The organism is Rheinheimera sp. EpRS3, from assembly GCF_001513785.1.
Taxonomy (GTDB): Bacteria; Pseudomonadota; Gammaproteobacteria; order Enterobacterales; family Alteromonadaceae; genus Alishewanella.
The window spans coordinates 283,109-307,378 of sequence record NZ_LNQS01000010.1; the positions used below are offsets into that span (position 1 = coordinate 283,109).

At 51.9% G+C, this 24,270-nt stretch carries 20 protein-coding genes; 8 read left to right on the plus strand and 12 right to left on the minus strand.

Going from position 1 to position 24,270, the window contains the following annotated elements:
* Nucleotides 1-35 precede the first annotated feature (35 nt).
* Complete coding sequence (locus tag AR688_RS16725) at nt 36-1,043, plus strand: LacI family DNA-binding transcriptional regulator (RefSeq protein ID WP_068236656.1); 1,008 nt, start codon at nt 36-38, stop codon at nt 1,041-1,043.
* A gap of 62 nt (nt 1,044-1,105) precedes the next feature.
* The gene (locus AR688_RS16730) at nt 1,106-2,554 is read left to right on the plus strand and encodes a coniferyl aldehyde dehydrogenase (protein ID WP_068236659.1); all 1,449 of its coding nucleotides are present in this window, start codon (nt 1,106-1,108) and stop codon (nt 2,552-2,554) included.
* Between the two features lie 5 nt (nt 2,555-2,559).
* On the opposite strand, the gene dgt is transcribed toward AR688_RS16730, so the two are convergent.
* The 3 genes from dgt to AR688_RS16745 all read right to left on the minus strand — a co-directional run bounded on the left by dgt (nt 2,560) and on the right by AR688_RS16745 (nt 5,748).
* Nucleotides 2,560-4,014: a dGTPase gene (gene dgt, locus AR688_RS16735; protein WP_068236662.1), complete on the minus strand. Its 1,455-nt coding sequence runs from the start codon at nt 4,012-4,014 to the stop codon at nt 2,560-2,562.
* 67 nt (nt 4,015-4,081) lie between these two features.
* Nucleotides 4,082-4,678, minus strand: coding sequence for a response regulator transcription factor (locus AR688_RS16740; RefSeq protein ID WP_068236665.1), 597 nt, complete (start codon nt 4,676-4,678; stop codon nt 4,082-4,084).
* Nucleotides 4,675-5,748, minus strand: a complete 1,074-nt coding sequence (locus AR688_RS16745; protein ID WP_068236668.1) for a sensor histidine kinase — start codon at nt 5,746-5,748, stop codon at nt 4,675-4,677. The genes AR688_RS16740 and AR688_RS16745 overlap by 4 nt, the downstream gene beginning before the upstream one ends.
* 193 nt (nt 5,749-5,941) lie before the next feature.
* Here AR688_RS16745 and AR688_RS16750 point away from each other — a divergent pair, with 193 nt between their 5' ends.
* From AR688_RS16750 to AR688_RS16770, 5 genes are all read left to right on the plus strand, one after another.
* A complete protein-coding gene (locus tag AR688_RS16750; protein WP_068237267.1) occupies nt 5,942-6,883 on the plus strand; it encodes an alpha/beta fold hydrolase in 942 nt (313 codons plus the stop codon).
* Nucleotides 6,883-7,794 (plus strand): ABC transporter ATP-binding protein, encoded by a 912-nt coding sequence (locus tag AR688_RS16755; protein WP_068236671.1) that lies wholly within the window; start codon nt 6,883-6,885, stop codon nt 7,792-7,794. The genes AR688_RS16750 and AR688_RS16755 overlap by 1 nt, the downstream gene beginning before the upstream one ends.
* A gap of 1 nt (nt 7,795) precedes the next feature.
* Nucleotides 7,796-8,539 (plus strand): ABC transporter permease, encoded by a 744-nt coding sequence (locus AR688_RS16760; RefSeq protein WP_068236674.1) that lies wholly within the window; start codon nt 7,796-7,798, stop codon nt 8,537-8,539.
* A gap of 173 nt (nt 8,540-8,712) precedes the next feature.
* On the plus strand, nt 8,713-10,842 hold the full coding sequence (locus tag AR688_RS16765) for a TonB-dependent siderophore receptor (protein WP_068236677.1): 2,130 nt from the start codon (nt 8,713-8,715) through the stop codon (nt 10,840-10,842).
* A 10-nt stretch (nt 10,843-10,852) separates the two neighbouring features.
* Nucleotides 10,853-11,992: a DUF1624 domain-containing protein gene (locus tag AR688_RS16770; RefSeq protein ID WP_068236680.1), complete on the plus strand. Its 1,140-nt coding sequence runs from the start codon at nt 10,853-10,855 to the stop codon at nt 11,990-11,992.
* 24 nt (nt 11,993-12,016) lie between these two features.
* Here the strand turns inward: AR688_RS16770 and AR688_RS16775 are convergent, their stop codons facing one another.
* The 5 genes from AR688_RS16775 to AR688_RS16795 form a co-directional block, all read right to left on the minus strand.
* Nucleotides 12,017-13,273, minus strand: a complete 1,257-nt coding sequence (locus tag AR688_RS16775) for a phospholipase effector Tle1 domain-containing protein (RefSeq protein ID WP_068236683.1) — start codon at nt 13,271-13,273, stop codon at nt 12,017-12,019.
* Between the two features lie 118 nt (nt 13,274-13,391).
* On the minus strand, nt 13,392-14,102 hold the full coding sequence (locus AR688_RS16780; protein ID WP_068236686.1) for an SDR family NAD(P)-dependent oxidoreductase: 711 nt from the start codon (nt 14,100-14,102) through the stop codon (nt 13,392-13,394).
* On the minus strand, nt 14,099-15,073 hold the full coding sequence (locus AR688_RS16785) for an NAD(P)/FAD-dependent oxidoreductase (protein ID WP_068236689.1): 975 nt from the start codon (nt 15,071-15,073) through the stop codon (nt 14,099-14,101). Before AR688_RS16785 ends, AR688_RS16780 begins: the two co-directional genes overlap by 4 nt.
* Nucleotides 15,074-15,139: 66 nt before the next feature.
* Nucleotides 15,140-15,616 carry a hypothetical protein gene (locus AR688_RS16790; protein ID WP_068236692.1) on the minus strand — a complete coding sequence of 159 codons (477 nt, stop codon included), beginning with the start codon at nt 15,614-15,616 and terminating at the stop codon, nt 15,140-15,142.
* Entirely contained in the window at nt 15,606-16,754 is a 1,149-nt protein-coding gene (locus AR688_RS16795; protein WP_068236695.1) for a PepSY-associated TM helix domain-containing protein, read from the minus strand. Before AR688_RS16795 ends, AR688_RS16790 begins: the two co-directional genes overlap by 11 nt.
* A 143-nt stretch (nt 16,755-16,897) precedes the next feature.
* Here AR688_RS16795 and AR688_RS16800 point away from each other — a divergent pair, with 143 nt between their 5' ends.
* The gene (locus AR688_RS16800; RefSeq protein WP_197412264.1) at nt 16,898-19,003 is read left to right on the plus strand and encodes a TonB-dependent siderophore receptor; all 2,106 of its coding nucleotides are present in this window, start codon (nt 16,898-16,900) and stop codon (nt 19,001-19,003) included.
* Nucleotides 19,004-19,039: 36 nt separating this feature from the next.
* On the opposite strand, the gene AR688_RS16805 is transcribed toward AR688_RS16800, so the two are convergent.
* From AR688_RS16805 to AR688_RS16820, 4 genes are all read right to left on the minus strand, one after another.
* On the minus strand, nt 19,040-20,149 hold the full coding sequence (locus AR688_RS16805; RefSeq protein WP_068236697.1) for a PepSY-associated TM helix domain-containing protein: 1,110 nt from the start codon (nt 20,147-20,149) through the stop codon (nt 19,040-19,042).
* A gap of 50 nt (nt 20,150-20,199) precedes the next feature.
* Nucleotides 20,200-22,134, minus strand: a complete 1,935-nt coding sequence (locus AR688_RS16810) for a TonB-dependent receptor domain-containing protein (RefSeq protein ID WP_068236700.1) — start codon at nt 22,132-22,134, stop codon at nt 20,200-20,202.
* Between the two features lie 86 nt (nt 22,135-22,220).
* A complete protein-coding gene (locus tag AR688_RS16815) occupies nt 22,221-23,552 on the minus strand; it encodes a sensor histidine kinase (protein ID WP_068236703.1) in 1,332 nt (443 codons plus the stop codon).
* Entirely contained in the window at nt 23,549-24,241 is a 693-nt protein-coding gene (locus tag AR688_RS16820; RefSeq protein WP_068236706.1) for a response regulator transcription factor, read from the minus strand. Before AR688_RS16820 ends, AR688_RS16815 begins: the two co-directional genes overlap by 4 nt.
* Nucleotides 24,242-24,270 lie beyond the last annotated feature (29 nt).

Below are 24,270 nucleotides of genomic sequence, written 5' to 3' on the forward strand. Positions count from 1 at the left end.
GAGTAACTGCATAAACGTTATTACGCAGGCAGGCCATGGCAACCATTTACCAAGTATCAGAATTAGCCGGGGTATCGCTGGCGACAGTATCCCGGGTAATGAATAATAACGCCCGTGTCAGTGAAGCCACCCGTAACAAAGTGCTGGCGGCAATGGAGCAACTGGGCTACCGGCCCAACTCTATTGCCCAATCGCTGGCGTCAAACCGCTCTAACAGCGTGGGTATTCTGGTATCAGAGCTACACGGCCCTTTTTATGGTGAAATGCTCAGCGGCATTGAGAACGAATGCCGCGCAGCTGGTAAGCACGTTATTATTGCCGCCGGCCACAGCGAGGAGGCCAGTGAAAAAGACGGTATTGAGTTTTTAATCAGCCGCAGCTGCGATGCGCTGATTTTGCATGTTGAAGCGGTATCCGACGACTATCTGATTAAACTGGCCAGTGGCAATATGCCAATAGTGCTGATTAACCGTTTTATTCCGCGACTGGCAAATAATTGCATTAGCCTGGACAATGAGCTGGGCGGTTATCTGGCAACCAAGCAATTGCTGCAGCAAGGCCATACACAGCTGGCGTATATGGCCGGCCCAATGTGGAAAAGCGATGCCAAAGATCGCTACCACGGCCACTTACGCGCCATGGCAGAGCATGGCCTCAGTTTTAACCCGGCCTTACTGGCAGAAGGTGACTTTCAGGACAGCAGCGGCAGTGCCTGTATGCAACAGCTACTGGCTAAGGGCCTGCCATTCAGCGCGCTTGTGTGTGCCAACGATGAAATGGCAGCCGGCGCTATGGAAGTAGCGCGCGCACATGGCCTGAATGTGCCACAAGACTTATCCATCGTTGGTTTTGATAACCTGATTCTGGCACGCTACATTTACCCCAAACTCACCACTATTGATTACCCCATTGGCGAAATGGGCCGTATGGCGGCACGCTGGGTACTAAAAAATATTTACCAGCAACAGGCGTTGCAGCTAAAAAATGTATTTGAGCCGGTGCTGGTATGCCGCGATTCGGCCAGCGCTATTGCTGCGGGTTAACTGCAGCCAATGGGCCGACCCCGGGCACTTAACGGGTTTTTGTTATTTTTTTGGAGTTTGCTATGCATCTGCCCGCTGATAATAGCGCAGAAACCCACACCTCTTTTTCGCTGTTTGCCGAGGCCTTAACACTGCAGCGTCAGGCCTATCATGCCAACCCGGAGCCTGATTACCAGCAGCGCCATGCCGATTTAACCGCACTGGCCGCGCTGGTAAGCGACAACGAAACCGCACTGGTTGAGGCAGTCAATGCTGATTACGGCAGCCGTTGCCGGTTTGAAACCCGTTTTTCTGAAATTTTAATGGTGCTGGAAGATATCAGCCGCACGAAAAAACAGCTGAAAAAATGGCTTAAACCACAACGGCGCCATATAGACCGGTTGTTGTTTCCTACCTCAAGCTGCAAAGTGCTGCCACAACCGCTGGGCGTGGTTGGCGTTATCGTGCCGTGGAATTTCCCCATTATGCTGGCACTGTCGCCACTGGTCGCTATTTTTGCCGCCGGTAACCGCGCTATGGTAAAAATGTCAGAAAACTCCGGCCAACTGGTGCAGTTGCTAATTGCGCTGGCGCCAAAATACTTTGCCCCCGACAAACTGCAGTTTTTTGCCGATAATAACGGCAGCGGCCCGGCTTTTTCAGCCCAACCGTTTGATCATCTGTTTTTTACCGGCTCGGCGCAAACCGGCAAGGCGGTTATGGCCAGCGCATCGAAAAACCTGACCCCGGTAACGCTGGAGCTGGGCGGAAAATCGCCCGCCGTTGTCGCGCCGGATTTCCCGCTGCAAAAAGCCGCCGACCGCATTTTATGGGCCAAGGCGTTTAATGCCGGGCAAATTTGTACCAATGTCGATTATCTGTTTTTACCACACGGCAGCGAGCAAACCTTTACCGGGCAGGCATTAAAACTGGTGGCACAGCGTTACCCCGACATTAACCATAACGATTACACAGCCATTATTGATCAGCGAGCTTATCAGCGCTTACAACACACACTGGACGATGCCGTTGCAAAAGGCGCTAAAGCGGTAAACCTGATGCCGGGCCAGGCTACGGCACCGGGGCTGCGCAAATTTCCGCTTACGCTGTTGTTTAATGTTACTGACGATATGCTGGTTATGCAGCGCGAAATTTTTGGCCCGCTGCTGCCGGTAAAAACCTATCGCGATAAAACCGAAGTGGTTAACTATATTAACGCCAGGCCAAGGCCGCTGGCGTTTTATCCGTTTAGTCATGATAAAGCGCTGCAGCAATTTTATCTTGAACAAGTCATGTCGGGTGGCGTAACGGTTAATCACGCTATTTTGCATGTCAGCCAGCACGATTTACCCTTTGGTGGCATCGGTCACAGCGGTATGGGGCACTATCACGGCTACGAAGGCTTTGTTACTTTTTCCAAACTGCGGCCAGTGTTTTATCAGGGCGCCTTTAACAGCGTCAGTATGTTGCTGCCGCCTTATGGCAGGCTGGCAACCAAGCTGACTGACTTGTTGATCAAGTTTAAACGCTAAACGGGTTAACTCTGGCAATTTACCAGCGTTTGGTACTCATCGAAGGCAAAATGATCGGTCATACCGCTGATAAAATCCTGCAATAAACGGCAGCGGTAGTATAACTCCAGCGCGTTGTCGTCCGGGGCTATTTGCGCTACTGCCAGCTGGTACGCCGCCAGATGCTTATTGGGCAGCCGGTGTGCCAGCCGTTGCTGTTGGGCTAAATGATAACCGTCGTTTTGCAGCACAGCTTCGAAATCGGCACGCGACAACAGTAACAACGGCTGATAACTGTTAAGCAAACCGGCAATAATACGAAAACCCTGCAACTCCAGTGTTTCTACTTCGGGTTGATTAAACACAAATTGGCGGGCAACCTGTTTAAAGGTGCTGGTAATGGCATGATACTGGCTGCCATCTTCCAGAAGGGCACGATTTAAACTGCCGTCATAAACCGCAGCAATATTGCTGATAAACTGGCCTGCTGCATGGCGCACCAGTGGGTGTATCATCATTACACGCAACCTGATAAAAAACGTCGAGGCGGTATTTACCGGCTCAGCCTCAGCGCTGTCCAGCGCGGCTTTAATCAGTGCAGAAAAGCTAGCGCTGCCGCCACGCTGGGTAGTGATTAAACGGCCGCGGGGCTCAAGCTCAGCAAAGGCAATGTTAAGCTGGTGCGCCAGGTCTTTGAGGTTGAATAAGCCCTTTTCTACTGCATCTTCAATATCAGCCAGACAATACGAAATGTCATCGGCCGCCTCCATAATATACGTCAGCGGGTGGCGGCAGCACGGCGCGGTGTCCAGTTCTTGCCACAGTTGTTCAACAAACGGCTGCTCAGAGAAATAATATCCCGGCTTTTTCTGCAAATAGCTAAGGCTGTGCTGCTTATCGGGTTTGGTGGCGGTGGCGCAGCGGGTGTATTTTAAAATACAGGCAGTTTGCGCATACGTCAGGTTCATGCGCTGTAAGCTGTGTACCAGCCGAATGGCCTGGGCATTGCCTTCAAACTGTGCCAATTCGGTAGTTAAAGTGCGCCAAAGCGCGTTATTTTCCAGCTTATGCTGTTTGGTTAGTTCAGGCAGTAACTGACTAAACCAGACATTAATAGCACTTTCACCACTGTGGCCAAACGGCGGGTTGCCGACATCGTGTAGCAGGCAGGCCATTTCTACCAGCGACTCCATTGGCCGCTCCAGCTCAGTTAAGCCGTATTCTGCCAGTTGTTGCGGTGTTAGCAGGCGGAATATCGACTGCACAATAAAACGGCCGCTTTGTTGCACTTCCAGCGAATGAGTTAAGCGGCTGCGTACAGCGGCGTTACGCTCCAGCGGAAATACCTGGGTTTTTTGCTGTAAGCGGCGCACAGCTGCAGAATTGATAATACGGCCACGATCACTTTCCAGCGCGCTTTGTAAATCACTGCGGCTGCTTTGCAATGGGCGATCTGCTTTGATTTTATTGCAAAAATCCATAAAGGTATCCGGTATTGCATCAATTGGCCCAGTGTGGCGCAAAAGCCCGCTACCTGTAAAGGTGAAACTACAACCAGCCCTTCTGCCGGGCAATGCGGGCGGCATCGATGCGGTTGGCGGCGTTAAGTTTGCTAATGGCTTCTGACAGATAATTGCGGGCGGTGCCCTCTGCAATGTATAAAGCTGCAGCAATCTCACTGGTGCTTTGACCATCGGCAGCCAGGCGTAGTGCCTGACGCTCTTTATCCGTTAGTGGGTCTTGTTCGCCGAGCGAATTCAGCAACAGCTCGCTGTCGACCACTTTTTTACCGGTCATTACTTGCCCAATAGCTTGCACCAGCTGCTCTACCGGGGCGTCTTTTAATAAAAAGCCACCCACGCCGGCATCCATCGCGCGTTTAACATAGCCGGCACGGCCAAAGGTGGTAATAATCACGACTTTGGTGGCCAGCTTATGCTGCTGTATATGCTGCGCCAGCTCTAGGCCGGTCAGCCCCGGCATTTCTATATCACTGAGCAACAAGTCAAACGGTTGCTGCTTTAACAGTTTAAGTGCTGCGTTACCGTCTGCGGCCTCAGTCACGTTAAAACCGGCTTCCAGCTTGAGCAGGCTGGCAAGAGCAGTGCGGATCATGGCCTGATCTTCAGCCAGTAAAATATTCATACGCTCTCCTGCAGCGGTAATTGAATAGCGGCGCTAAAACCATCGGTTTGTTGTGTTGTCAGGCTGCCTCCGATAGCTGCCAGCCGCTCGCGCAGCCCTGTAATGCCATTACCTTCCTTAACGACAATACTGCTACCATTGTCAGTTAAACAAACCGATAAAATATTGTTTTTGCAGGTAAAGCTTAACTGGCAGCTGTCACCTTTGCTATGGCGCATAACATTGGTTACCAGCTCCGTCAGTGCCAGAATAACGGCGGTTTCGCGCCGGTTATCCAGTGTTGGCACCTCGCCTTTTAATTCTGCCTTAAAGCCCGCTTCCCGTAACCGGCTGAGTAATTTGGCGATTTCTGCCGTTAACCCCTGATGTTTATAACCCGACACACTCTGTCGCACCTGGCTTAGTGCGTCGCGGGCTATCTGGCTTAGTTCAGACAACTGGTGCTGTGCGGCTTCCGTTTGTTGATGTACTAATAGTTTGGTCGCCAAATCAGCTTTTAAAATAACGCTGGATAGGGTGTGGCCAAGAATATCGTGCAAATCGCGGGCGATACGCTCGCGCTCTACCATGGTCGCCAACTGTTTAATTTCATCTTCGCTTTGCTGCTCAGCCATACGGTGGCGCAGTTTTGCCTGCTCGGCGCGGCCCAGCAAACTGACTGCCAGCACGATCGGCGCCCCCATAATTAAAAACAGGTTCCAATGAATGGTTAGTGTCAGCTCAAGCAACACCAACAGCGCGATCAGTAGCGCCATCAGCAGCAGGTAGCGCGGTAATGCATAAGCAAAACCGATAAAAAAGCCGGCATACGCAAACATTGATACCGAGCCCGGATTAACCGGAGTAATCAGTGTTGCCACCAGCACTATGCCGGCAATTGGCCAGTGCATTTCGCTACGCCGGCTGCGATAGGCCCAGAAATAACACACTAAAAACAGTACCAGCGCTGCCGCCATACTGAGGTACTGCCACAATGCAAAGTGCACAATAAACAGTGGCATAACATAAAAGATAAGGTTTATCAGGTAAACCCAGCTTAATTTGTTTTCCAGCTTATCGTAAGGCGTCATCCGTCTCTCCCGCGCTTTGCCGATTGCCAGTGTAATCAGGATCAAGGGTTTGATGCCAGTGACAAAGGTCATATTAGCCGGTGGCAATTGTCATCCGCAATTGATGACAAGCGTTAGCTGTACCCGCCGTAACAGCAACCTAAACTGGCCCCGTCAACATTACAAACATATCAACACTTACGGGGCTTACAATATGAAAACATTAAACACCGCCATCAATACTTTGGTTCTGTCGCTGGCCTTAACAGGCAGCTTAATTAGCCCGGGTGCCGCAGCAGCACAAGCAAAAACTGCCGTTGCTGCGCAGCAACAGGCTTGTGCTTGTTTTGAGGTAAAAGTAACGGGCCAGGGCCCGGCAATTATTTTAATTCCCGGCGTGGCGTCGTCCGGTGAAGTGTGGCAAAGCACGGTTGATGCGTTGCAGGGCAATTATCAGCTGCATGTTTTCACCCTGGCCGGTTTTGCCGGGGTAGCACCGCTGCCAATGCCAAGCTGGGGTGAGGGCTATCTGGCGACGCAACAACAAGCGATTTTACGCTATATCGATGAGCAAAAGCTGGATAAACCGGTGGTAATTGGCCACTCCCTCGGTGGTTATCTGGCGCTGGCACTGGCCGCGAATGCGCCAGAGCAAATTGGCGCTGTTATCAATGTTGATGGTTTACCGGCACTTGGCGCGCTATTTGCGCAAAGTAATACACAGGGCTCTACGGCAACTACTGCCGGGGCTGCTGATAACAAACCACAACGTGGCAACTTTGACCCTATGGCCATGGCTAAAGGTATGACCAACGACGCAAGCTGGCAGCAACGTATTGTTGCTGATATGTACCGCTCTGACGGTATGACCAGTGGCCGGGTAATGGGCGAGCTGATGCAGGCTGATTTGCGGCCACAGCTGAATAATATCCGCGTGCCGGTGCTAACGCTGGGCGCATTACAACATGGCGCGCCATACAGTACGCCCGAGCAGGTGCAGGCCAACTATGAACAGCAGCTGGCCAATGCGCCAACGCAATACCACAGCTTTGCTTTTGCCCGTGATTCCAAGCATTTTATTATGGCCGACGCACCACAGTGGCTGAACCAACAAATTCAGCAGTTTTTACAACAACATCCGCACCGGGGGCAATAATGTCTGCCTTGCCATTACAGGTAACCGGCCTGACCAAACATTATGCCGATAAAACGGTACTGGCCAGTGTCGACATAGCACTGGCCAGCGGCGAGGTGTTGTGTATCCTCGGGCCTAACGGAGCCGGTAAAACCACGCTGATTTCTGCCGTTTTAGGCCTGGTTAGCGCCGACAGTGGCCAGATCAGGCTATTTGGCCAGTTGCAAAGCGGGATGGCCAGAAGCACGGCTCTGCGGCAAAAACTGGGGGTAATGATGCAAATTGGCAGCCTGAGCGCCAATTTAACCGTGTATGAGCAATGTGATTTATTCAGCAGCTACTATCAAAATGGTCACAACGCCACAGAGCTGATTAGCCTGGCCGGGTTAGATAACCACGCTAATCAACGTTTTGGCCGGTTATCCGGTGGGCAGAAACAACGCTTATTATTTGCTTTGGCACTGGCCGGTAAACCGCAGCTGGTGTTTCTGGACGAACCCACCCTTGGTATGGACGTTGAAGCACGCCGTAGTTTATGGCAGCAGGTGCGCCAATTAAAACAACAGGGGGTTGCCGTGGTACTGACCACACATTATCTGGAAGAAGCAGAACAATTGGCTGATCGCATTCTGGTACTGAACAACGGCCAGATTATTGCCCAGGGTAGCCCGGCACAACTTAAAGCCATGACAGCCTATAAATTTATTCAGTGTTGCAGCACTTTAGATGATGCGCAGCTAACTGCCCTACCCGCAGTACAGCAGCTAACCCGCCTGCCGCACAGTGTTGTGCTGCAAAGTAACCAGATAGAACAAACTTTGCGCGCCCTGTTAGCACAGGACAGCCATGTCACAGATCTTGAAGTGCGGCCGGTAGCGCTGGAGCAAGCGTTTTTACAACTTACGCAAAGCACAACAGCAAAGGAGCAGTAGCATGAGCACACTACGCATTTATAAAAAAGAAGCCTGGTACGATCTAATCAGTGTCTGGCGCACACCTGGCTTTGTGCTGCCATCACTGGCCTTTCCGCTGATGTTTTATCTGTTTTTCGGCGTGGTGTTTTCTGCTGGTGGCAATGCCACTTACCTGCTTGTCAGTTATGGCTGCTTTGGCATTATGGGCCCGGCGATGTTTAATTTTGCCATGAATATCGCCAGTGACCGGGCCCACGGCTGGCTGACATTAAAACGGTTATCACCCATGCCGGTTGGCGCCTATTTGCTGGCCAAGCTTTTTACCAGCCTGGTGTTTGCTCTGGTTATTATTTTGCTATTGTTCAGCGTAGCGGCGCTGTTTGGTAACGTGCGGCTGCTCACCAACCAGTGGCTGATACTGGCTGGTCTGCTGTTAGCAGGTACGCTGCCATTTGCACTTATTGGCTTAATTCTGGGGTTAACTTTGAGTGACAAAGCCGCACCCGGCGTGGTCAACTTGCTTTATCTGCCAATGGCCTTTTTGTCTGGCTTATGGCTACCTATCACTATGCTGCCGCAAGCACTGCAACAACTGGCCTGGTTGTGGCCTAGTTATCACCTGAGCCAGTTGGGTTTAAAAGTCGTCGCGGCAGATCAGGGCTTTGCACTGTGGTTACATTTACTGATTGTCGTGCTAAGCACCGTAGTGCTGGCTGGCACTACTGTACTGGTGTTTCGTCGCCTGAAAGCAAACAAAGCTTAAAGCTGTTAATGGCCCGACGGAGGCCCGGCTTTGCCCTGAGCCATTCAGCCTGGTTTAAACTGCGCCAGTCGCAACAATACAGCGACTGGTGCTTTCTCTGCGTTAAAGCAGCTGCATCCCCCAAGCAATTATGTTATGTTATAACATCTTTTTGTCGTAGTAATAAGATCCCTATGTCACCGATAACTCCGCTACCGTGTTTTCTTCTGCTTGCCACTGCAGCAAGCAGCCTTAATGTACACGCCAATGTTGCTACACAGGCCGACACTGAGCTGGCTAGTACCGAGCAAGCAGCAATTGAACATATCAGCGTGCGCCATAAGCAGGCTTATCGCGGCGATGTGCCGCTAAAGCTGCAGCCACAGGCTTTGGAAACTCTTAGCCTGGAGCTGCTGACCGACAATGGCATTAGCAGTTTTCAGCAGGCACTGGATTTATCCGGCAGCATAGCGCGGCAAAATAACGGTGGCGGTCTGTGGGACAGCTTTTCTATCCGCGGTTTTCCCGGCAATGAAAATATGCCATCGGGGTACCTGCTAAACGGCTTTAATGCCGGTCGCGGTTTTAGCGGTAACCGCGACTTATCCAATATTGAATATATTGAAATTATGAAAGGCCCGGGCTCGGCGCTATTTGGCCGCTCAGAACCCGGCGGTACGGTAAATATTATTACCAAAAAGCCGCAGTTTGCGCCGGAAGGTTATTTGCAGTTATCGGCCGGTAAGTTTGATCAATACCGCTTAGAAGGTGACTACACCAACGGCGTTAACGACAAACTGGCTGTCCGGGTTAATGGCGCAGTGCAGGACTACGACAGCTTTAGGGATTATGTCGGCAATAAAAAAACCGTGTTTACGCCGTCTGTCAGTTATCTCGTTAATGACCACAGCACGCTGAATTATGAATTTGAATACCTGAAACAAGAGCAGCTGTTTGACCGTGGTTTGCTGGTACTGAACAATAACCTGCATACATTACCACGCTCGCGTTATCTGGGTGAGCCAGACGACGGCCCAACTGAAGTTGATGCTACCGGCCACCAGTTAACACTGGACACCACCCTATGGCAGGACTGGACCTTACTGGCCGGTGTGGGCTATCGCGAATCTGCGCTGCAGGGCTATTCGTCTGACGCAGAACTGGCCGCCGGCCGCCAAAGCCTGTTTACTGACGGCGAAACCCTGACCCGCCAGCGCCGTTACCGCGATTACGATTCGGAAGATTTAACCGTACGTACCGAGCTTAGCGGCAACCTGCAGTTGGGTGGTATTGAGCACCACATCTTGCTGGGTGCCGATGCGTTTGACTACAGCCTGTATACCCGGCTGGACAGATACCGTGGCCCGGCGGGCAGCTACAGCCTGAATATTTACCAGCCGGTGTACGGCAGTACAGCACCAGAGCCGGTTAATTTATATATTAACGACGAAACCCAGCACGGTGTCGGCTTATATGTGCAGGACCAGCTGCGTTTAACCGAGCGCTGGCATTTATCTGCCGGAGTGCGGTTTGACCGCATCACCCAGGAATTAACCGAGCTGGTGTCGGATATTTCCAGCAGCCAGCAGTTTACCCGGCTTAGCCCCCGCTTAGGTTTAGTGTACGAATATCACCCCGGGTTAACGTTTTACAGCAACTATTCCGAAGGTTTTGTGCCGCTAAGCGGCACAGACTTTAACCGTAATATGTTTGAACCGGAAGAAAGTGAGTCGTTTGAAGTGGGCGCTAAGTTTAGTTTGGGCGCTACCCAGGGTACGCTGGCGCTGTTTGATGCGGAAAAATCCAATATTCTGACCTCGGATCCGCTTAATGCTACCTTTCAGGCTACGTTGGGCAAAGCGCGCAGCCGTGGTATTGAGCTGGATATACACAGCCACCTGAATGACAACCTATATGCCGACTTATCCTACGCCTTTATGGATACCAGAACCGTAGGCGAGGCACTAAACGCCGACTGGGGCAGCCAGGTGCCAGACGGCAGCCGGCTGGTCAATGTGCCCAAACATAATGCCAGCCTGGTGTTGACCCAGTTACTGCAACTGGCCGGTAGAGAAAGCAAAGCAGGTATACGGTTGCGTTATGTCGGCAGCCGGCTGGGCGATTCAGTAAACCCGGATTATCAGCTACCGTCTTTTACGCTGGTTGGCGTGTTTACCAGTATGGAATTAACGCCGCAGCTTAGCGCTCAACTAAATATTAATAACCTGTTCGACCGCCACTATGTGCATAACTCGTACAACGAATTATGGACAGTGCCGGGCGAACCGCTGAACTATCAGGCCAGTATCCGTTACCGCTTCTGAAGGTGAAATTATGACAACCGCTTTAGTGAAAAAACGTATAGACACTATTGATATGATGCGCGGCCTGGTGATCCTGCTAATGCTGCTGGATCATGTACGCGAGCGTTTTTATTATCATGTGCAAGTATCCGATCCGATGGATATTAGCATTACCGAGCCGGGGCTGTTTTTCAGCCGCTTTGCCGCGCATTTTTGCGCGCCGGTGTTTGTGTTTTTAACCGGTTTATCGGCCTGGCTATATGCGCACCCGGTGCAAAGCGCACCGCGCTCTGCCCGTGGTTTTTTATTTAAACGCGGCCTGTTTTTAATAGCACTGGAAGTCACCGTAATTACCGTGTCGTGGATGGGCAGTTATCATACTGTCTGGCTGCAGGTAATTTGGGCCATTGGCGTAAGTATGCTGGCCCTGGCTGCTATGCTGGCACTGCCGTATCGCGTATTGGCGGTGCTGGGGTTGTTAATTGTGTTTGGTCATAATGCGCTAACGCCAATTAACTTTATGCCCGGCGAGTGGGGTTATAATCTGTGGACTATCTTGCATGACCGCAACTACCTGCTGCAAAGCGAAGGGCTGAATATCAGGGCCAGCTACCCGGTACTGCCATGGATTGGTGTAATTCTGCTTGGCTATGTCGCTGGGCCTTTATATGCCATGGCAGCCACAACAAGGCGGCGCTGGCTGCTACGCCTTGGCGCGACCTGTTTACTGCTGCTGGTGTTGCTGCGTGGCTTTAATATCTATGGCGAAACCCTGCCCTGGCAACTGCAGGCGTCAGCGTCAGAAAGCCTGATGGCAATATTAAACTTTACCAAGTATCCGCCTTCGCTGCATTTTTTACTGGTAACCCTGGGGCTGATGTTTTTGCTGCTGGCGCAAATGGAGCGCTGGCAAAATAAGGCAGCACAGGTGCTGGTAACCTTTGGTTCAGTACCCATGTTCTTCTATATTCTGCATTTATACGTGCTGCTGGCGCTGTACAGTATCTGTATGGCACTGTTTGGCCCAAATCAGGGCGCGCTGTTTGGCGTAAACCAGTTAAGTCTAATCTGGCTGATTAGCATAGTGCTGGCTGTGTTGCTGTACTGGCCCACCAAATGGTTCAGCCAATACAAGCACAGCAGTAAAAAGGCCTGGCTGCGTTACTTGTAACATCCGTTAAGGTAACCACTGGCCTCAGGCAACAAATTGCAGGCCATACTGGTTGCCTTTTTTCCATACACATTGCGCAATGCTGCTGCCAAAGCGTTCGCTTTCAATGCTTACGCTGTCGCCTTTTTTCAGCTCACCATTGTACTGAATACGCGCGCCGCCGCCCTGGCTGAAATCCAACAACTGGCAATGGGCGGCAAACTCTTTTAACGTTAGCTGGGCCAGAGGGGTATCGGTGGCCATATAGCGGATTTGCCTGCGCCGGTCGGCCAGTTTGTCTGCAGTTGGAAAATCGGGGTTTTGTGGCCGGTATTTACCGCCCGCTATACGCTGATACACGCTATCATGAATACTGACATTAATAGGAGGGTTGGCCGGATCGCCATAAATGTGCCGCACCGATCCACCGGCTCCCATTTTTTCCAATAATTTGTAACTGTACGAATAAGAGTTATGCACCTGCATGTTTAAGTCGGGCTGACACAGGGTGAGTAAATACTCGTCATTAAATTCCAGCCCCAGCGCGCAGGCTTTAATCAGCATCCATTGCAGTGGAATATCAGACAAGCCACACTCTTCATAACCACCACCAATATCAGAATGCACGCCGGCAAACCAGCATTGCTCCACGTACTGATCATCTTTTAAGCTGCCGGTCCATAAATCAGGTTGAAACGGCGCCCGCCGCTCATCCAGCGCCAGAGCATGATAGGCATGTTTTACCTGTTCACAAATATGGGTGTTAAAAAAGCCTACCCAGCCGCGGGTGAGTTTCCCCAGAAATGGCGTGGGCGCCCCCAGCGCACCAACGGTATCAAACACACCTACCATCCGGATTTCCGGCCGGTAATTGTCATAATACTGTGTTTGCGGCCGCTGTTCCGGGTGGGTGCGATAGTATTTGTATACTTGCCGCATCTGATCAAGCTGGTCTTTTTCCAGCAGGCCAACGGTGTGTATTAACCCGACAAAAGCTCTGGCGGTATAAGCACCGCGGCTAAAACCAAAGCAATATATTTCGTCGCCCAGCTCATAGTTGTGTACCAAAAATCGGTAGCAATCGAGTACGTTTTTTTCCAGCCCGCGGCCAAAGGCACCGCCAATAAATCTGTCTATTCTGCCGCCGGTGCCAACACCCTCATCATAAAACACCACCTGATGTATGCCATCGCTGGCGGTGGGCTTAATACTGCGTACCAGTTTAGTTACATTGGTGGGAATATCATCGGGCTCATTCCAGGTACCGTCACAACAAATTATTATCCGTTTCGAAGCCGCCATCACTGTTCTCCTTATGTCAGAAAAACGGCATATCTAACTGCGACCTTACTACGATAACTGCGCCGGACTGCGAAAACAGTATAGTTCAAACCTGGTTAAAAAACGTACCAGACACAATTTACCAGGGTAGCGCTGTGCCATCCCAATTCAGTAGCAAGCCGGTTTTCTCTGCGTTAAGCCCGGCGGCCACGCGTGCCAGCCGCTGTGCAGTCGCAGCCGGGGTTTGCAATTGCCCCTGCGGTAAATTTTGCTGAAAGGGCTCTGACAATGCGGTGTCTGTGGTGCCAGGGTGAACACTGACAATAGCGGCAGTTTTGTTTAGCCTGCCCACTTCAATGCTGAAGTTTTTCACCAGCATATTCAGCGCAGCTTTGCTGATACGGTAACTGTACCAGCCGCCAAGAGCGTTATCACTGATACTGCCTACTTTAGCGCTAAGTGCCAGCACACGCACATTGGCTTGCTTACTAAGATAGGGGAATAACAGTTTCAGGTATAACGCCGGCACCTGCACATTAGTTAAAAAACGCTGAGCAAGGATGGCGGTATCCAGCTGGCGAATGGTTTTTTCCGGCATGGCTTTGTCGTCGTGCAATACACCATTACAAATGAAAATGGTATCCGGCTGATACAGCAATGCCTGCTTTACCGCCTGTGCACTGTGCTCTTCAGATAACAACGGGTCTTGCAGCCAGTGCAGGCCTGCATTGCCGACACTATTATTTTGCCGGCTGATAACACAAACGGTTGCGCCTGCATCCGCGTAATGCCGGGCCAGCGCCAAACCTATACCTTTACTGGCGCCAATAACCAACACAGACTGCGTCATAACACTAACTCCGCTGCCAGTTGTACGCCGCTTAACCAGGCATTTTCTACCCGGCCGCCGTTAAGCCAGTCTCCGGCCAAACCCAGTGCTAAATCCGGTAAATATACCGCGCCCGACACAGGGTACTGCGGCGCCTGCTGGGCATAACGCCAGCGATGGCATAGGGTTGTTACCGCATTTATTGGCTGCCCGCTTATCTGCTGTAAGGCTATAACAGCCTGCTCAGCTATCGCTTCAGTGCTGGCTTCAAGATGCTGGGCTGAAAACGCCGGGCTGAAATGCAACAGCCAGTGCTCTGCGCTGCAACGTCCTGATTTAGAGGCTTGCCGGGCTAGCCAGCTTATGGAATGGTTTTTAACAAAAACAGCGTCATACGGCAGTAACGGTTGCTCAAGCTGAATATTTACTGCCCAGCATGGCAACAGCGCCGTAGCGGCGAATAGTGTTGTCAGCCGGGCGCTTTGCGGTAGAAAAGGTTGTAATAACTGCCTGGCTTGCTGCTGTGGTATCGCCAGCACCAGTTGGCTAAAGCTGCCAAGCGCAATACCCTTACTAAACAGTTGCCAGTGGTTACCATCAAATTGCAGTTGGTCTACCGGGCAGTTGCAATGCAGGCTGATGTTACCCAGCAACTGCACAACCGGTGCCTGCATGGCAGGCTGGCCAATATAACGCGCGGTATTATCAGGTGAAGGGTGAAGGCCGCTGTCATCAAACACAGCTAAGCGGCCGTTCCAGCGGCTAATAGTGCCCGCTTGCAGCCATTTAGCACACTGCGCCCGAAAAGCCTCACTGCGGGCGGTAAAATACTGCGCACCTAAATCCAGGTAGCCCTGTTCAGTGCGCTTACTGCTCATGCGCCCACCGGCACTGCGGCCTTTATCAAACACGACTACCTGGTGGCCTTGCTGTGTCAGCCGAGCGGCACACGCAGCTCCGGCGATTCCGGCACCAATAATTGCTATTGTCACCCTTTACTACCTGTGTTTTATTCTGGCATGGCACAGGTTACGGGCAAAAACTATGGCGCGATCAGGCTATGGCAGAATTTGTTGCAGCAATTCAGGGGGCAGTTCCCAGCTGCTGGTCAGCAGTTCACCCTGCCAGGTTTCAATGGTCAGCCAGAGTTTATCCGTGGCGCTAAACTGCTTTGGCGCTATCGCATGCACATGCTGGCCATGGCGGCTGCCGTGCAAAATGCCTTCATCGCCTTGTTGTAGTTCTTCAATTGGCAGAGGCGCCGGGCCAATATTGACATAACCCTGGCGAATATCGCTGACATCACCCTGGCCGAACATCAGCATAAAATCTTTTACATACTCATCGTGATGGGCATAAGGTGGTTTGAGGTTCAGTGGCATGGGGGCAATTTCAAATTGTCCTACTTGCTGTGCCGGCCAGGCGGGCGGAAATTCCGGCGTGAGTGACTGATATAAAAACCAGAATGGCAATACCAGTACCAGGCCATTCAGTTTGTATTTGTGCCGCTGCCAAACGCTGTTACTACGCGCCATGGTTAATCTCCTGCAATGCTTCGCTGCTACGGCTGGCCCGAACCGCTTTAACGGTGCGGCTGCCCCAAATCATAAAGCCGGTAATCGACATGCCGGACAAGATCAAACCAAACAGAAACCAGATAGCCTTGGTCCAGATACCGCCAATAGTGCCGTAGTGTAACGGATCAGCAATATGCATTACCGTTTGCAACGCCGTCATCGATTCCGGTGATTTCTCGTGGGCAATCTCGCCGGTCCAGGGGTTAATACTCAGGTTATAAGACTGCTCATCGTAGAAAATATGGTCGCCACCGCCCATCAGCGTATACATGCCGCGGTTATGCTCTGGCAGCATCAGGTAACTGGGGCGAAAATCCGGGAAACGCTGTTGGGTAATTTGCATCGCATCAGCAAAACTGACCGGTGGTGTGGTATGCTCAGCCGGCATATCGGTTACAGCCACAATAGGCGCATGCGGCTCTATATCAACATCGGCATGCCACATTACCGCCTGCACCAAATACCACAGGCCGGTAGCACTCATCAGCATTAAAAACCAGATCGACCACACCCCGGCCAACCGGTGTAAATCGGTCAGTATGGTTTTTCTGCCCTGATTAAAACGGATTTTGGGTTGGATAAAACTGCGCCAGAAGTTTTTGTAGATCACCAGGCCGGTGATCAGCGCGCCCAGCATCACTATGGCCATTGCCGACACCAAGTAATAACCTACGCTGTAACTGCCCGGCCAAGGAAATAATAACCAGCCATGCAGGCTGCGCATAAAGCCGATAAAAGTAATACCTTCATTTACTTGCTGAATTTCGCCGCTGTACTGGTTTACATAAGCAATAGCAAACGGCTTATCGTGATCGGTAAACATTACTGCATTAACCAGATAAGGTTCAAATACCATTACTGTGCCAACAGCGGCAGTCGGGTAGGCTTGCTGTACCGTTGCTACCAGTTCGGCTACCGGCCTGGCCGCTAAGTTATCCGGGTTTGTCGCGCGCGAAGCCGGGTTGGTTAGCCACGTCAGTTCATGGCTGAAAACGGCAATAGTGCCGGTGAGGCAAACAAAGCAGAAAATCAGCCATATTGGTAATGAAAACCAGCCATGTAATTGAAACCAGAAACGGTTGCTGAGTTTAGCCATGTGAAAACTGCCTGTGATTACACTGATGTACCTGATTAATGCCGACTATATTAATGTTAATAAGAATACTTATCAACCAAGATTACAATTGAGATTAATTATCATTTAGAATAAGACCGATTTTCTATTGATAAGGATCTGTTGTGAACATCAGCCATGCTTTTCGTTTAACCACTCTTTCCGCTGCCGTCTTGCTGGCGCTGGCGACTCCACAGTTACAGGCACAGCAAAGCACGGCAGAAGCTGACGTCGAAGTGTTGCAGGTGCGCGGCAGCCGGCTGGACAGCGCAGCTACGGCTACAGGCTTGCCGCTGACGCTACGCGAAACACCGCAGTCGGTATCTATTATTGATGACAGCTTTATCAGTGCGTTTTCGCTGGACAGCGTGGCCGACATTATGGCACTGGCCCCCGGCATTCAGGCGCAGCAGGCAGAAACCAACCGTTATTTTTTCCGCGCCCGCGGCAATGCCATTACTAATTTTCAGTTTGACGGCGTGCCGGTGCAATACAGCAGCTTTTTTAATGAAGCGGTGACCGACAGCATTTTGTTTGACCGCATTGAACTGGTGCGCGGTGCCAGTGGCTTGTTAAGCGGTGCCGGTGAGCCCTCGGCTGCTATTAACCTTATTCGCAAAAGGCCCAAGGCTGAACCCGCCGGTTACGCCAGTGTCAAGCTGGGTAGCCGGGACAGCGTGCGGCTGGAAGCCGATCAATCGTTAAATCTTACTGATGATGGTGCGGTACAGGCGCGCTTTGCCGCTGCCTACGAGCAGTTCGACAGCTATATCGATTTAGCCAAAGAAGACAACCTGCAACTGTATGGTGTAACCACTGCCGCGCTGGCTAGCAATACCCGCTTAACGGTGGGGGTGGATTACAGCGAACGTAACCCGGAAGGTTCAACCTGGGGCGCTTTACCGCTGTTTTATGCCGACGGCAGTGCGGCTAACGATATATCGCGCTCTACCACTACAGCGGCCTCCTGGTCCAGTTGGCAGCGTAAAGGCTTAAACGCTTTTGCCACCCTGGAGCATGGCTTTACCAATGGCTGGGATCTCCGTTTAGAGCTGGAGCGGCGCCATGACGAAATGGACGGGCATTTGCTGTATTTGTCTGGTTTTCCGGATAAAACCACCGGCCTTGGCATGAATGCCTTTCCAATGGTTTACCAGGCCGAACGCGATCAGGATGCCTTGCGCTTATTCGCCTCCGGCCCCTATCAGCTGTTTGGCCGCGAACATCAGTTAACTGCCGGCCTGCTGTATTCAAAGCAGGATATGAGCGCCAATTCGTTTTATACCAGCGACACACTGGTGGTAGGTAATTTCTGGCAATGGGATGGCAGTATTGCCGAGCCGTCTTACCCCACCCAGCCGTTAACCGACAGCGCTGTAGATACACAAAAAGGCTTGTATATTGCCAGCCAGTTTAACCTGCACGACAAACTGACATTAATTGTTGGTAACCGTTTTAGCAGCTACGACATGGATGCCGCCACAGACTATAAGCACAGCAATATCAATACACCTTATGCCGGTGTGGTATTCGATGTCACAGAAAAACTATCCTTGTACAGCAGCTATACCGAGATTTTTCAGCCGCAAAATGCGCGTGATGCCAATAACCAGCGGCTGGATCCGGTAGAAGGCAGCAACATTGAATTGGGTATTAAAGGGGATTTCCTCAATGATGCAGTTACCGCCAGTATTGCTGTATTTAAGGTAGAAAAAGACAACGTTGCCGAACGGGATCCCAACTTTACCGCACCCTTGCCGGATGGCAGCTTCCCAATGCGCGGTGTAAAAGGCACTAACAGTAAGGGTTATGAGCTGGAGTTAACCGGTAAACCACTGGACACGCTGGATCTGTATTTCAGTTACACCCACAACACATCAGAGCAGGCCGATGGCAGCGCTTTTGCCACCTATCTGCCGGAAGAGATGCTGCGTTTTAGCGCCATTTACCGCCTGAACGGCAGCCTGGCACCGGTAACCCTGGGTACTAACATTAACTGGCAGAGCAAAATGACCCAGCCCAATGTAGGCCCTAATGGCGAAACAGCAGAGCAACCGGCCTATACGCTGGTTAACCTGATGGCCAGTTATGACATTAATCAGCAACTGATCGCACGCTTTAATGTGCGCAACCTGTTTGATAAAAAGTACTACTCCAGCATCGACTTTTATAATCAGGGCTTTTTCGGTGCGCCACGTAGCGTCGAGTTAAGCTTAAGTTATAACTGGTAATACTGCGGCCCAGCCGTAAGCAGCGCGGTGCGCCGCTTAAGGCTGTTTAGTGCTGGTTTTCAGCCGTCGGTTCAACCACATTTTAATGCCGGTGACAAACAACAGCAGCGGCAAAAAACCGCCAATAAACCAGAGTATCCGGGTAAGAATGCCGCCAAATTCGCCAAAATGCAGCGGGATCAGCCAGGCACTGGCCAGTGCCGCACCACGCGGTAGTGTGGCAGGATCATAACTTGACAGCACTTCGCCGGTAAAAGGGTTGGCATGAATAAAAGCACGCCGCCTTGGCCCGCTGTGCAGGCTAAGGCTGTTTTGATAACCCCACACCAGGGCATCGTCGCTATGCTCAGCAAACCAGATATTACGCGGATACAGCTGCGGATAATACTGCGCCATATGCTGTACCACCTCTGCTGCGCTTAACATCGGCTGCTGCGGAATGTTGAACTGGTACTTTTGTTGCCAGGGATCTGCCGGTGCAGGCGCTGATAAGGTCAGCACATCCAGTACTTTTTGCAGCGGCGCAGTATATAAAAAATAAGCGCCGGTTATAGCCATGATAAATAATGGTATCGCGAACAGGGCACCACTAACGCTATGTAATTCAAAATTAAAGCGTTTGGCATTACCGCGGTGAATTCTCAGCGCATGGCGCCAGCGGGTTAAGCGCCGGGGCCACCACAGATACAGGCCCAGCAAAACACTACTCAACGCAAACAGCAGTGAGGCTGTAGCGGTAATATAACGGCCCGGCTCCCCCAGCAGCAGGTTAGCGTGGATATTATAAACCAGCTCAAAAAACGGATGGTTAAAGGCGCCTTTATTTTGCGAAATAGCGCCGCTGCTTTGATCAAAATAGTACCAGTTGCTATCGTCAAATACCTTAAAAGCATAAGTCTGCCGGCTGCGCACCGGCCATTGCAGCGTTTGCAGCTGCGCCTGCGTTTGCTGCTCGATATAGCTGGCAATGGCAGCATCGTCGGCAAAAGGCCGGCTACTTAATTGCGGCTGATAATAATCGCGCTGCAACCAGGCGGTCAGCTCAGGTTCAAACACGTACAAGGAGCCGGTAATACCGACAATACTGACCACAATACCGCTGAGCAGCGCAGTAATAAGGTGAATTTTTCTTAGCCAGTGCCGCATAAGTTAACATTGCCTGCAAGAAAGAATAACAGGCGCAAGCGCCCATCGGGTTAAAACTGCCAACGTGCTTCCAGGCGCAGATCGCGACCGGCTTCTGGCAAGCCGGCCAGACCTTCAAAATCCGGCAGATGGCCGAAATCGGCCACAGTAGCGTGATCGCGGTAGAATTTATCCAGCAGATTACGCACTGTCAGGTTCAGTGTCAGGCCATTAAGCATCGCCGGTTGCCAACGCACAAATACATCATGTACGGCATAGCCGGGTTGCTGCACCAGGCCGGCTGAGGTGGGAATATCGTGTTCACCTTCCACCGCCCGGCTGCCCCAGCCGGTTAACAGCGTATCGCTGAGCGCGTATTCCAGCCGTAGTACCCAGGTACGGCCCAAAGTGGTGCCAAGGGCACCATGGTCATAGCCATTCATTCGCTCGCCGTTTAGTCGGGCCCTGGCCTGGTTTACACTGGCCGAGGCTGAAAAATCCTGTAACCGGTAGCGCAGTTGCACGTTATAACCCTTGGTTTCTACATCGCCGATGTTCTGGTACACCCGGCTGACTTCTGAAATAGCATCATCAATATCGGTCTGAAACAGGTTGGCATTCAGCTGCCAGTTACCCTGGCGCCATTCAGACCCCAGTTGCCAGTGATGGGCTTCTTCCGCTTGCAAATCCTCGCTGTTGCTAAGGCTATCTAGTACAAAGCTGTTAGTGGTTAAGCGGCCACGCAGCGCACTGCTGTAACCCCCGTAAAGGCGCCAGTTTGTTGTTTGCTGCCATGACAAGCCAAGGTTAGGGCTGATACCGTCAGACGTTAACCGCTGCTGATTAGCATCATCAACTTTATAGTCGTCAAAGCGGGCACCGGCATTCAGGCGCAGGCGCGGCGTAATATCCCAGTAGTCCTGCAGAAACACGCCGATCACGCGGGCTTTCTCGCCATCCTGCGGCACTGTTGGGTCTTCCAGTGCCGTTAAGCCGGTTTCTTCATGCCGGTAGTCAATACCGTATTCCAACTGATGCGTACCAAGGCGGCTGCTGTTACGCAAATCCAGCCCCTGATTCTGAATATCGCCCTGATACAGGCCAAAACGGGCGTTTTGCTTCAGTTTGGTGTCGCTATGAAACAGTGCCAGTTTGACATCAACCAGCGCAGAGTCTGGGTTAAACTGGTAGTTAACAGCGCTGGTGCTACGCACCGTTTGCAGCGGATACACCGCATTCCAGCTACTAACCTGCCAGTTTGGCCGCTGCGCCCGCAGGCCGTCGTCAGTGGCGCGTTCAAAACTAAAGCGCACAGTTTGATGCTCAGTTAGCTGGCCGGTCAGCTTGGCAAAACCAAATTGTTGCTCTGCTGCTGTACCTGGCTGTTTAATGCCAGCGCCATCTTGCATCAGCTTGCTATCCACATCAGAAAAACTGCCAATCAGGCCCCAGTTATCGCTGATCATACCGGCTAAAGTCAGGTTATACTTTTGTCCGTCATTCACCGAGCTATAGCCGGCTTTGGCCAAGCCGGCAAAACGCTCGCCCGGCAGCAATAAGTCGCTGGCGTCTTTGGTGATAAAATCAATACTGCCGCCTAAAGCACCTGCGCCCTGAGTGGCATCACCGGGGCCGGCCTGCACTTCAACCTGGCGCAGCAGCTCCGGCTCCAGTGTTAGCCGGCCAATATGATGAAACATACTGCCCGATTGCACGGCGCCATCAATTGATACATTCAGCAGTAAATCTTCAATGCCATTCAGGTAGATTTTCTGTGCTACCCCTAAGCCTCCGCCGACACTGAGTGCAGCTTGTTCGGCAAACAAATCTTCCAAATCCTGCGCCTGGCGCTTTTGCCAGTCGTCGTCAGTCAGGATCAGCCGCTCTGCGGTAATGCGCTTACCGACAACTTCTATGGTTTCCAGCTCAGATGAGTCAGTATTGGCCAAAGCCTGAGCGCTGGCGGCGGCAACAGCGACAGCCAGCAATGAGTAGCGCAGAGACATGTGCAATCCTTAACAATGAGAATAGTTATCATTAATCATTGTAAAGATCAGCAAGCCGAAGCAAACCACTTTTACACTTGTTACATTTAGCCGGGTAACTTCAGGCTAATACACAAACCGGGCGTGCAATTAGCGGCGCTGATACTGCCGCCAGCGGCTTCTGTCAGCCGCTTCGCCAGTGCCAACCCCAGGCCATAGCCGGAGCCGGAAAGCTCTGCCCCGGGCACGCGGAAAAATGGTGTAAATAGCCGAGGTAAGTAAGCTTCTGCTACGCCAGGGCCGCTGTCGCGGATTTGCAGAATCCAGTACTCTTCGCTGCGGCTGACACTAAGCCAGACGCTGGCACCGGGCGGAGTAAACCGCAGCGCATTACGTAAAATGTTCTCAATCGCCTGGCCAAGCAAACGGGCGCTGCCCTTGCTTAACGGCATGCTGTCTGGCCAGTTGCAGTGTAACTGCCGATCAGGAAATTCAAAGCGGGCATCGCTGCATAAACTGTCGAGTAAGTCAGCTAAATCAAAGGCTTCAGCGGCCAGCTGGCCTGCTTCGTTATCCAACCAGGCCAGCGTTAGCGCATTGCCAATCAGTTGCTGCATCGCATCAGACTCGCGCCGCAGCCGTGCAAGCATGATCTGGCTATCCAGTTGCTGTTCGGCGCAGTCCAGCGCCAGCGTCATCCGGCTAAGCGGTGTGCGCAGCTCATGCGACATATCAGCAATAAACTGGCGCTGACGCTGCAGTTGCTGGCTTAACCGCTCGGCCATCAGATCAAAGTTGTCGGCCAACTCGGTCAGTTCATCCTGCCTTGGCCCCAGCGCAGGCCGCACGCGGCTGTCTAACCGGCCGGCGGCCAGTTGGCGGGCATGCTGCTGTAACAGCTTTACCGGCCGCATTAAATGCCGGTACAGTAAATAACACACCAGCAGCATCAGCGTTAACGGTAGCAACAATTGCAGTAGTAGTTTCAGCGGTGGCCAGTATTTGCCCGGTCTGAGTTGCTCAGGCAGTTCCAGCAGTAAACTGGCATGGTGGTGGATAAACGGCAGGTCCATTACCGGGTTATAGTCCAGATGTAAATGAATTGGCCAATCGATACTGCGGCCAAGAATAAAGCCATCGGTAAAGCGGGCCTGTAAATCGGTGCTGTCGATACTGACAACATCAAGGTGCACCACGGTAACCCAGCTATTTTCCTGTTGCCGAAACTGGTTAAGCCATTGCTGCAATGCAGCCGGATTGGCCGGGTCATACAAAGCTTCGGCCTGATCGCGGTACTGCAATAATGTTTGCCTCGCCGCTGGGCTTAACATGCTAAGCTGACGCTCCAGCTGGTTCAGTGCTGCGGCAATCAGCCAGAACAACAGCACAGTACCCACCGCCAGCAGCATACATAAGCGGATAAACAGCGGCCGGTTCATAGTAACCGGAAGCCTTTACCGTGCAGTGTCACCAGGCGCCCGGTGTTAAAGCCGCAACTGCTGAGTTTCTTTCTCAACCTGCTTAAGTGCATATCCAGGCTGCGATCATGCTCGGTAAAGTTACGGTCCAGCACCAGCGGATACAACACGCGCTTACTCAGTATCTGCTGCGGTTGCTGCGCCAGTGCCCACAGTAAGCGAAATTCTACCGGCGTCAGCATCAGCAACTGCTCATAGCAGCTGGCACTCTGGCTGCGCCGGTCCAGTGTTAATTCCTGATATTGCAGCTGCCACACTGCAGCCTGAGGCTGGCTGCGGCGCAGCACGGCCTCAATCCGCAGCAGCAACTCAGCAAAGCTGTAGGGCTTGGCCAGATAATCATCGGCGCCATGGGTAAAGCCCTGAATACGATCCGCTTCAGCGCCACAGGCCGAGACAATAATCACCGGCGTATTGGCGCGCTGCCTTAACAGTTGCAGTACATTAAAGCCATCGATGCCGGGCAGGCGGATATCCAAGAGGATCAAATCATAGCTACCGGTCAGCGCCATACTGGCGCCACTCTCACCATCTGCGGCGATGTCCGGTTGATAACCATGGTTTTGCAGCAGCAGCTTTAATTGCTGGCGCATCTGGGCGTCATCTTCGATCACCAGCAGGGTTTTGTTATAACTGGTTGTGGCAGGCATCCGGGCTCTGATAATGGCAAATTATATAA

Coding starts and splice junctions, on each gene's coding strand:
- AR688_RS16755 (WP_068236671.1), top strand. CDS start 6,883: ATGTCTGCCTTGCCATTACAGGTAACCGGCCTGACCAAACATTATGCC.
- AR688_RS16760 (WP_068236674.1), top strand. CDS start 7,796: ATGAGCACACTACGCATTTATAAAAAAGAAGCCTGGTACGATCTAATC.
- AR688_RS16750 (WP_068237267.1), top strand. CDS start 5,942: ATGAAAACATTAAACACCGCCATCAATACTTTGGTTCTGTCGCTGGCC.
- AR688_RS16775 (WP_068236683.1), bottom strand. CDS start 13,273: ATGGCGGCTTCGAAACGGATAATAATTTGTTGTGACGGTACCTGGAAT.
- AR688_RS16770 (WP_068236680.1), top strand. CDS start 10,853: ATGACAACCGCTTTAGTGAAAAAACGTATAGACACTATTGATATGATG.
- AR688_RS16725 (WP_068236656.1), top strand. CDS start 36: ATGGCAACCATTTACCAAGTATCAGAATTAGCCGGGGTATCGCTGGCG.
- AR688_RS16820 (WP_068236706.1), bottom strand. CDS start 24,241: ATGCCTGCCACAACCAGTTATAACAAAACCCTGCTGGTGATCGAAGAT.
- AR688_RS16795 (WP_068236695.1), bottom strand. CDS start 16,754: ATGGCTAAACTCAGCAACCGTTTCTGGTTTCAATTACATGGCTGGTTT.
- AR688_RS16745 (WP_068236668.1), bottom strand. CDS start 5,748: ATGACGCCTTACGATAAGCTGGAAAACAAATTAAGCTGGGTTTACCTG.
- AR688_RS16765 (WP_068236677.1), top strand. CDS start 8,713: ATGTCACCGATAACTCCGCTACCGTGTTTTCTTCTGCTTGCCACTGCA.
- AR688_RS16730 (WP_068236659.1), top strand. CDS start 1,106: ATGCATCTGCCCGCTGATAATAGCGCAGAAACCCACACCTCTTTTTCG.
- AR688_RS16740 (WP_068236665.1), bottom strand. CDS start 4,678: ATGAATATTTTACTGGCTGAAGATCAGGCCATGATCCGCACTGCTCTT.
- AR688_RS16790 (WP_068236692.1), bottom strand. CDS start 15,616: ATGGCGCGTAGTAACAGCGTTTGGCAGCGGCACAAATACAAACTGAAT.
- AR688_RS16815 (WP_068236703.1), bottom strand. CDS start 23,552: ATGAACCGGCCGCTGTTTATCCGCTTATGTATGCTGCTGGCGGTGGGT.
- AR688_RS16810 (WP_068236700.1), bottom strand. CDS start 22,134: ATGTCTCTGCGCTACTCATTGCTGGCTGTCGCTGTTGCCGCCGCCAGC.
- AR688_RS16780 (WP_068236686.1), bottom strand. CDS start 14,102: ATGACGCAGTCTGTGTTGGTTATTGGCGCCAGTAAAGGTATAGGTTTG.
- AR688_RS16805 (WP_068236697.1), bottom strand. CDS start 20,149: ATGCGGCACTGGCTAAGAAAAATTCACCTTATTACTGCGCTGCTCAGC.
- dgt (WP_068236662.1), bottom strand. CDS start 4,014: ATGGATTTTTGCAATAAAATCAAAGCAGATCGCCCATTGCAAAGCAGC.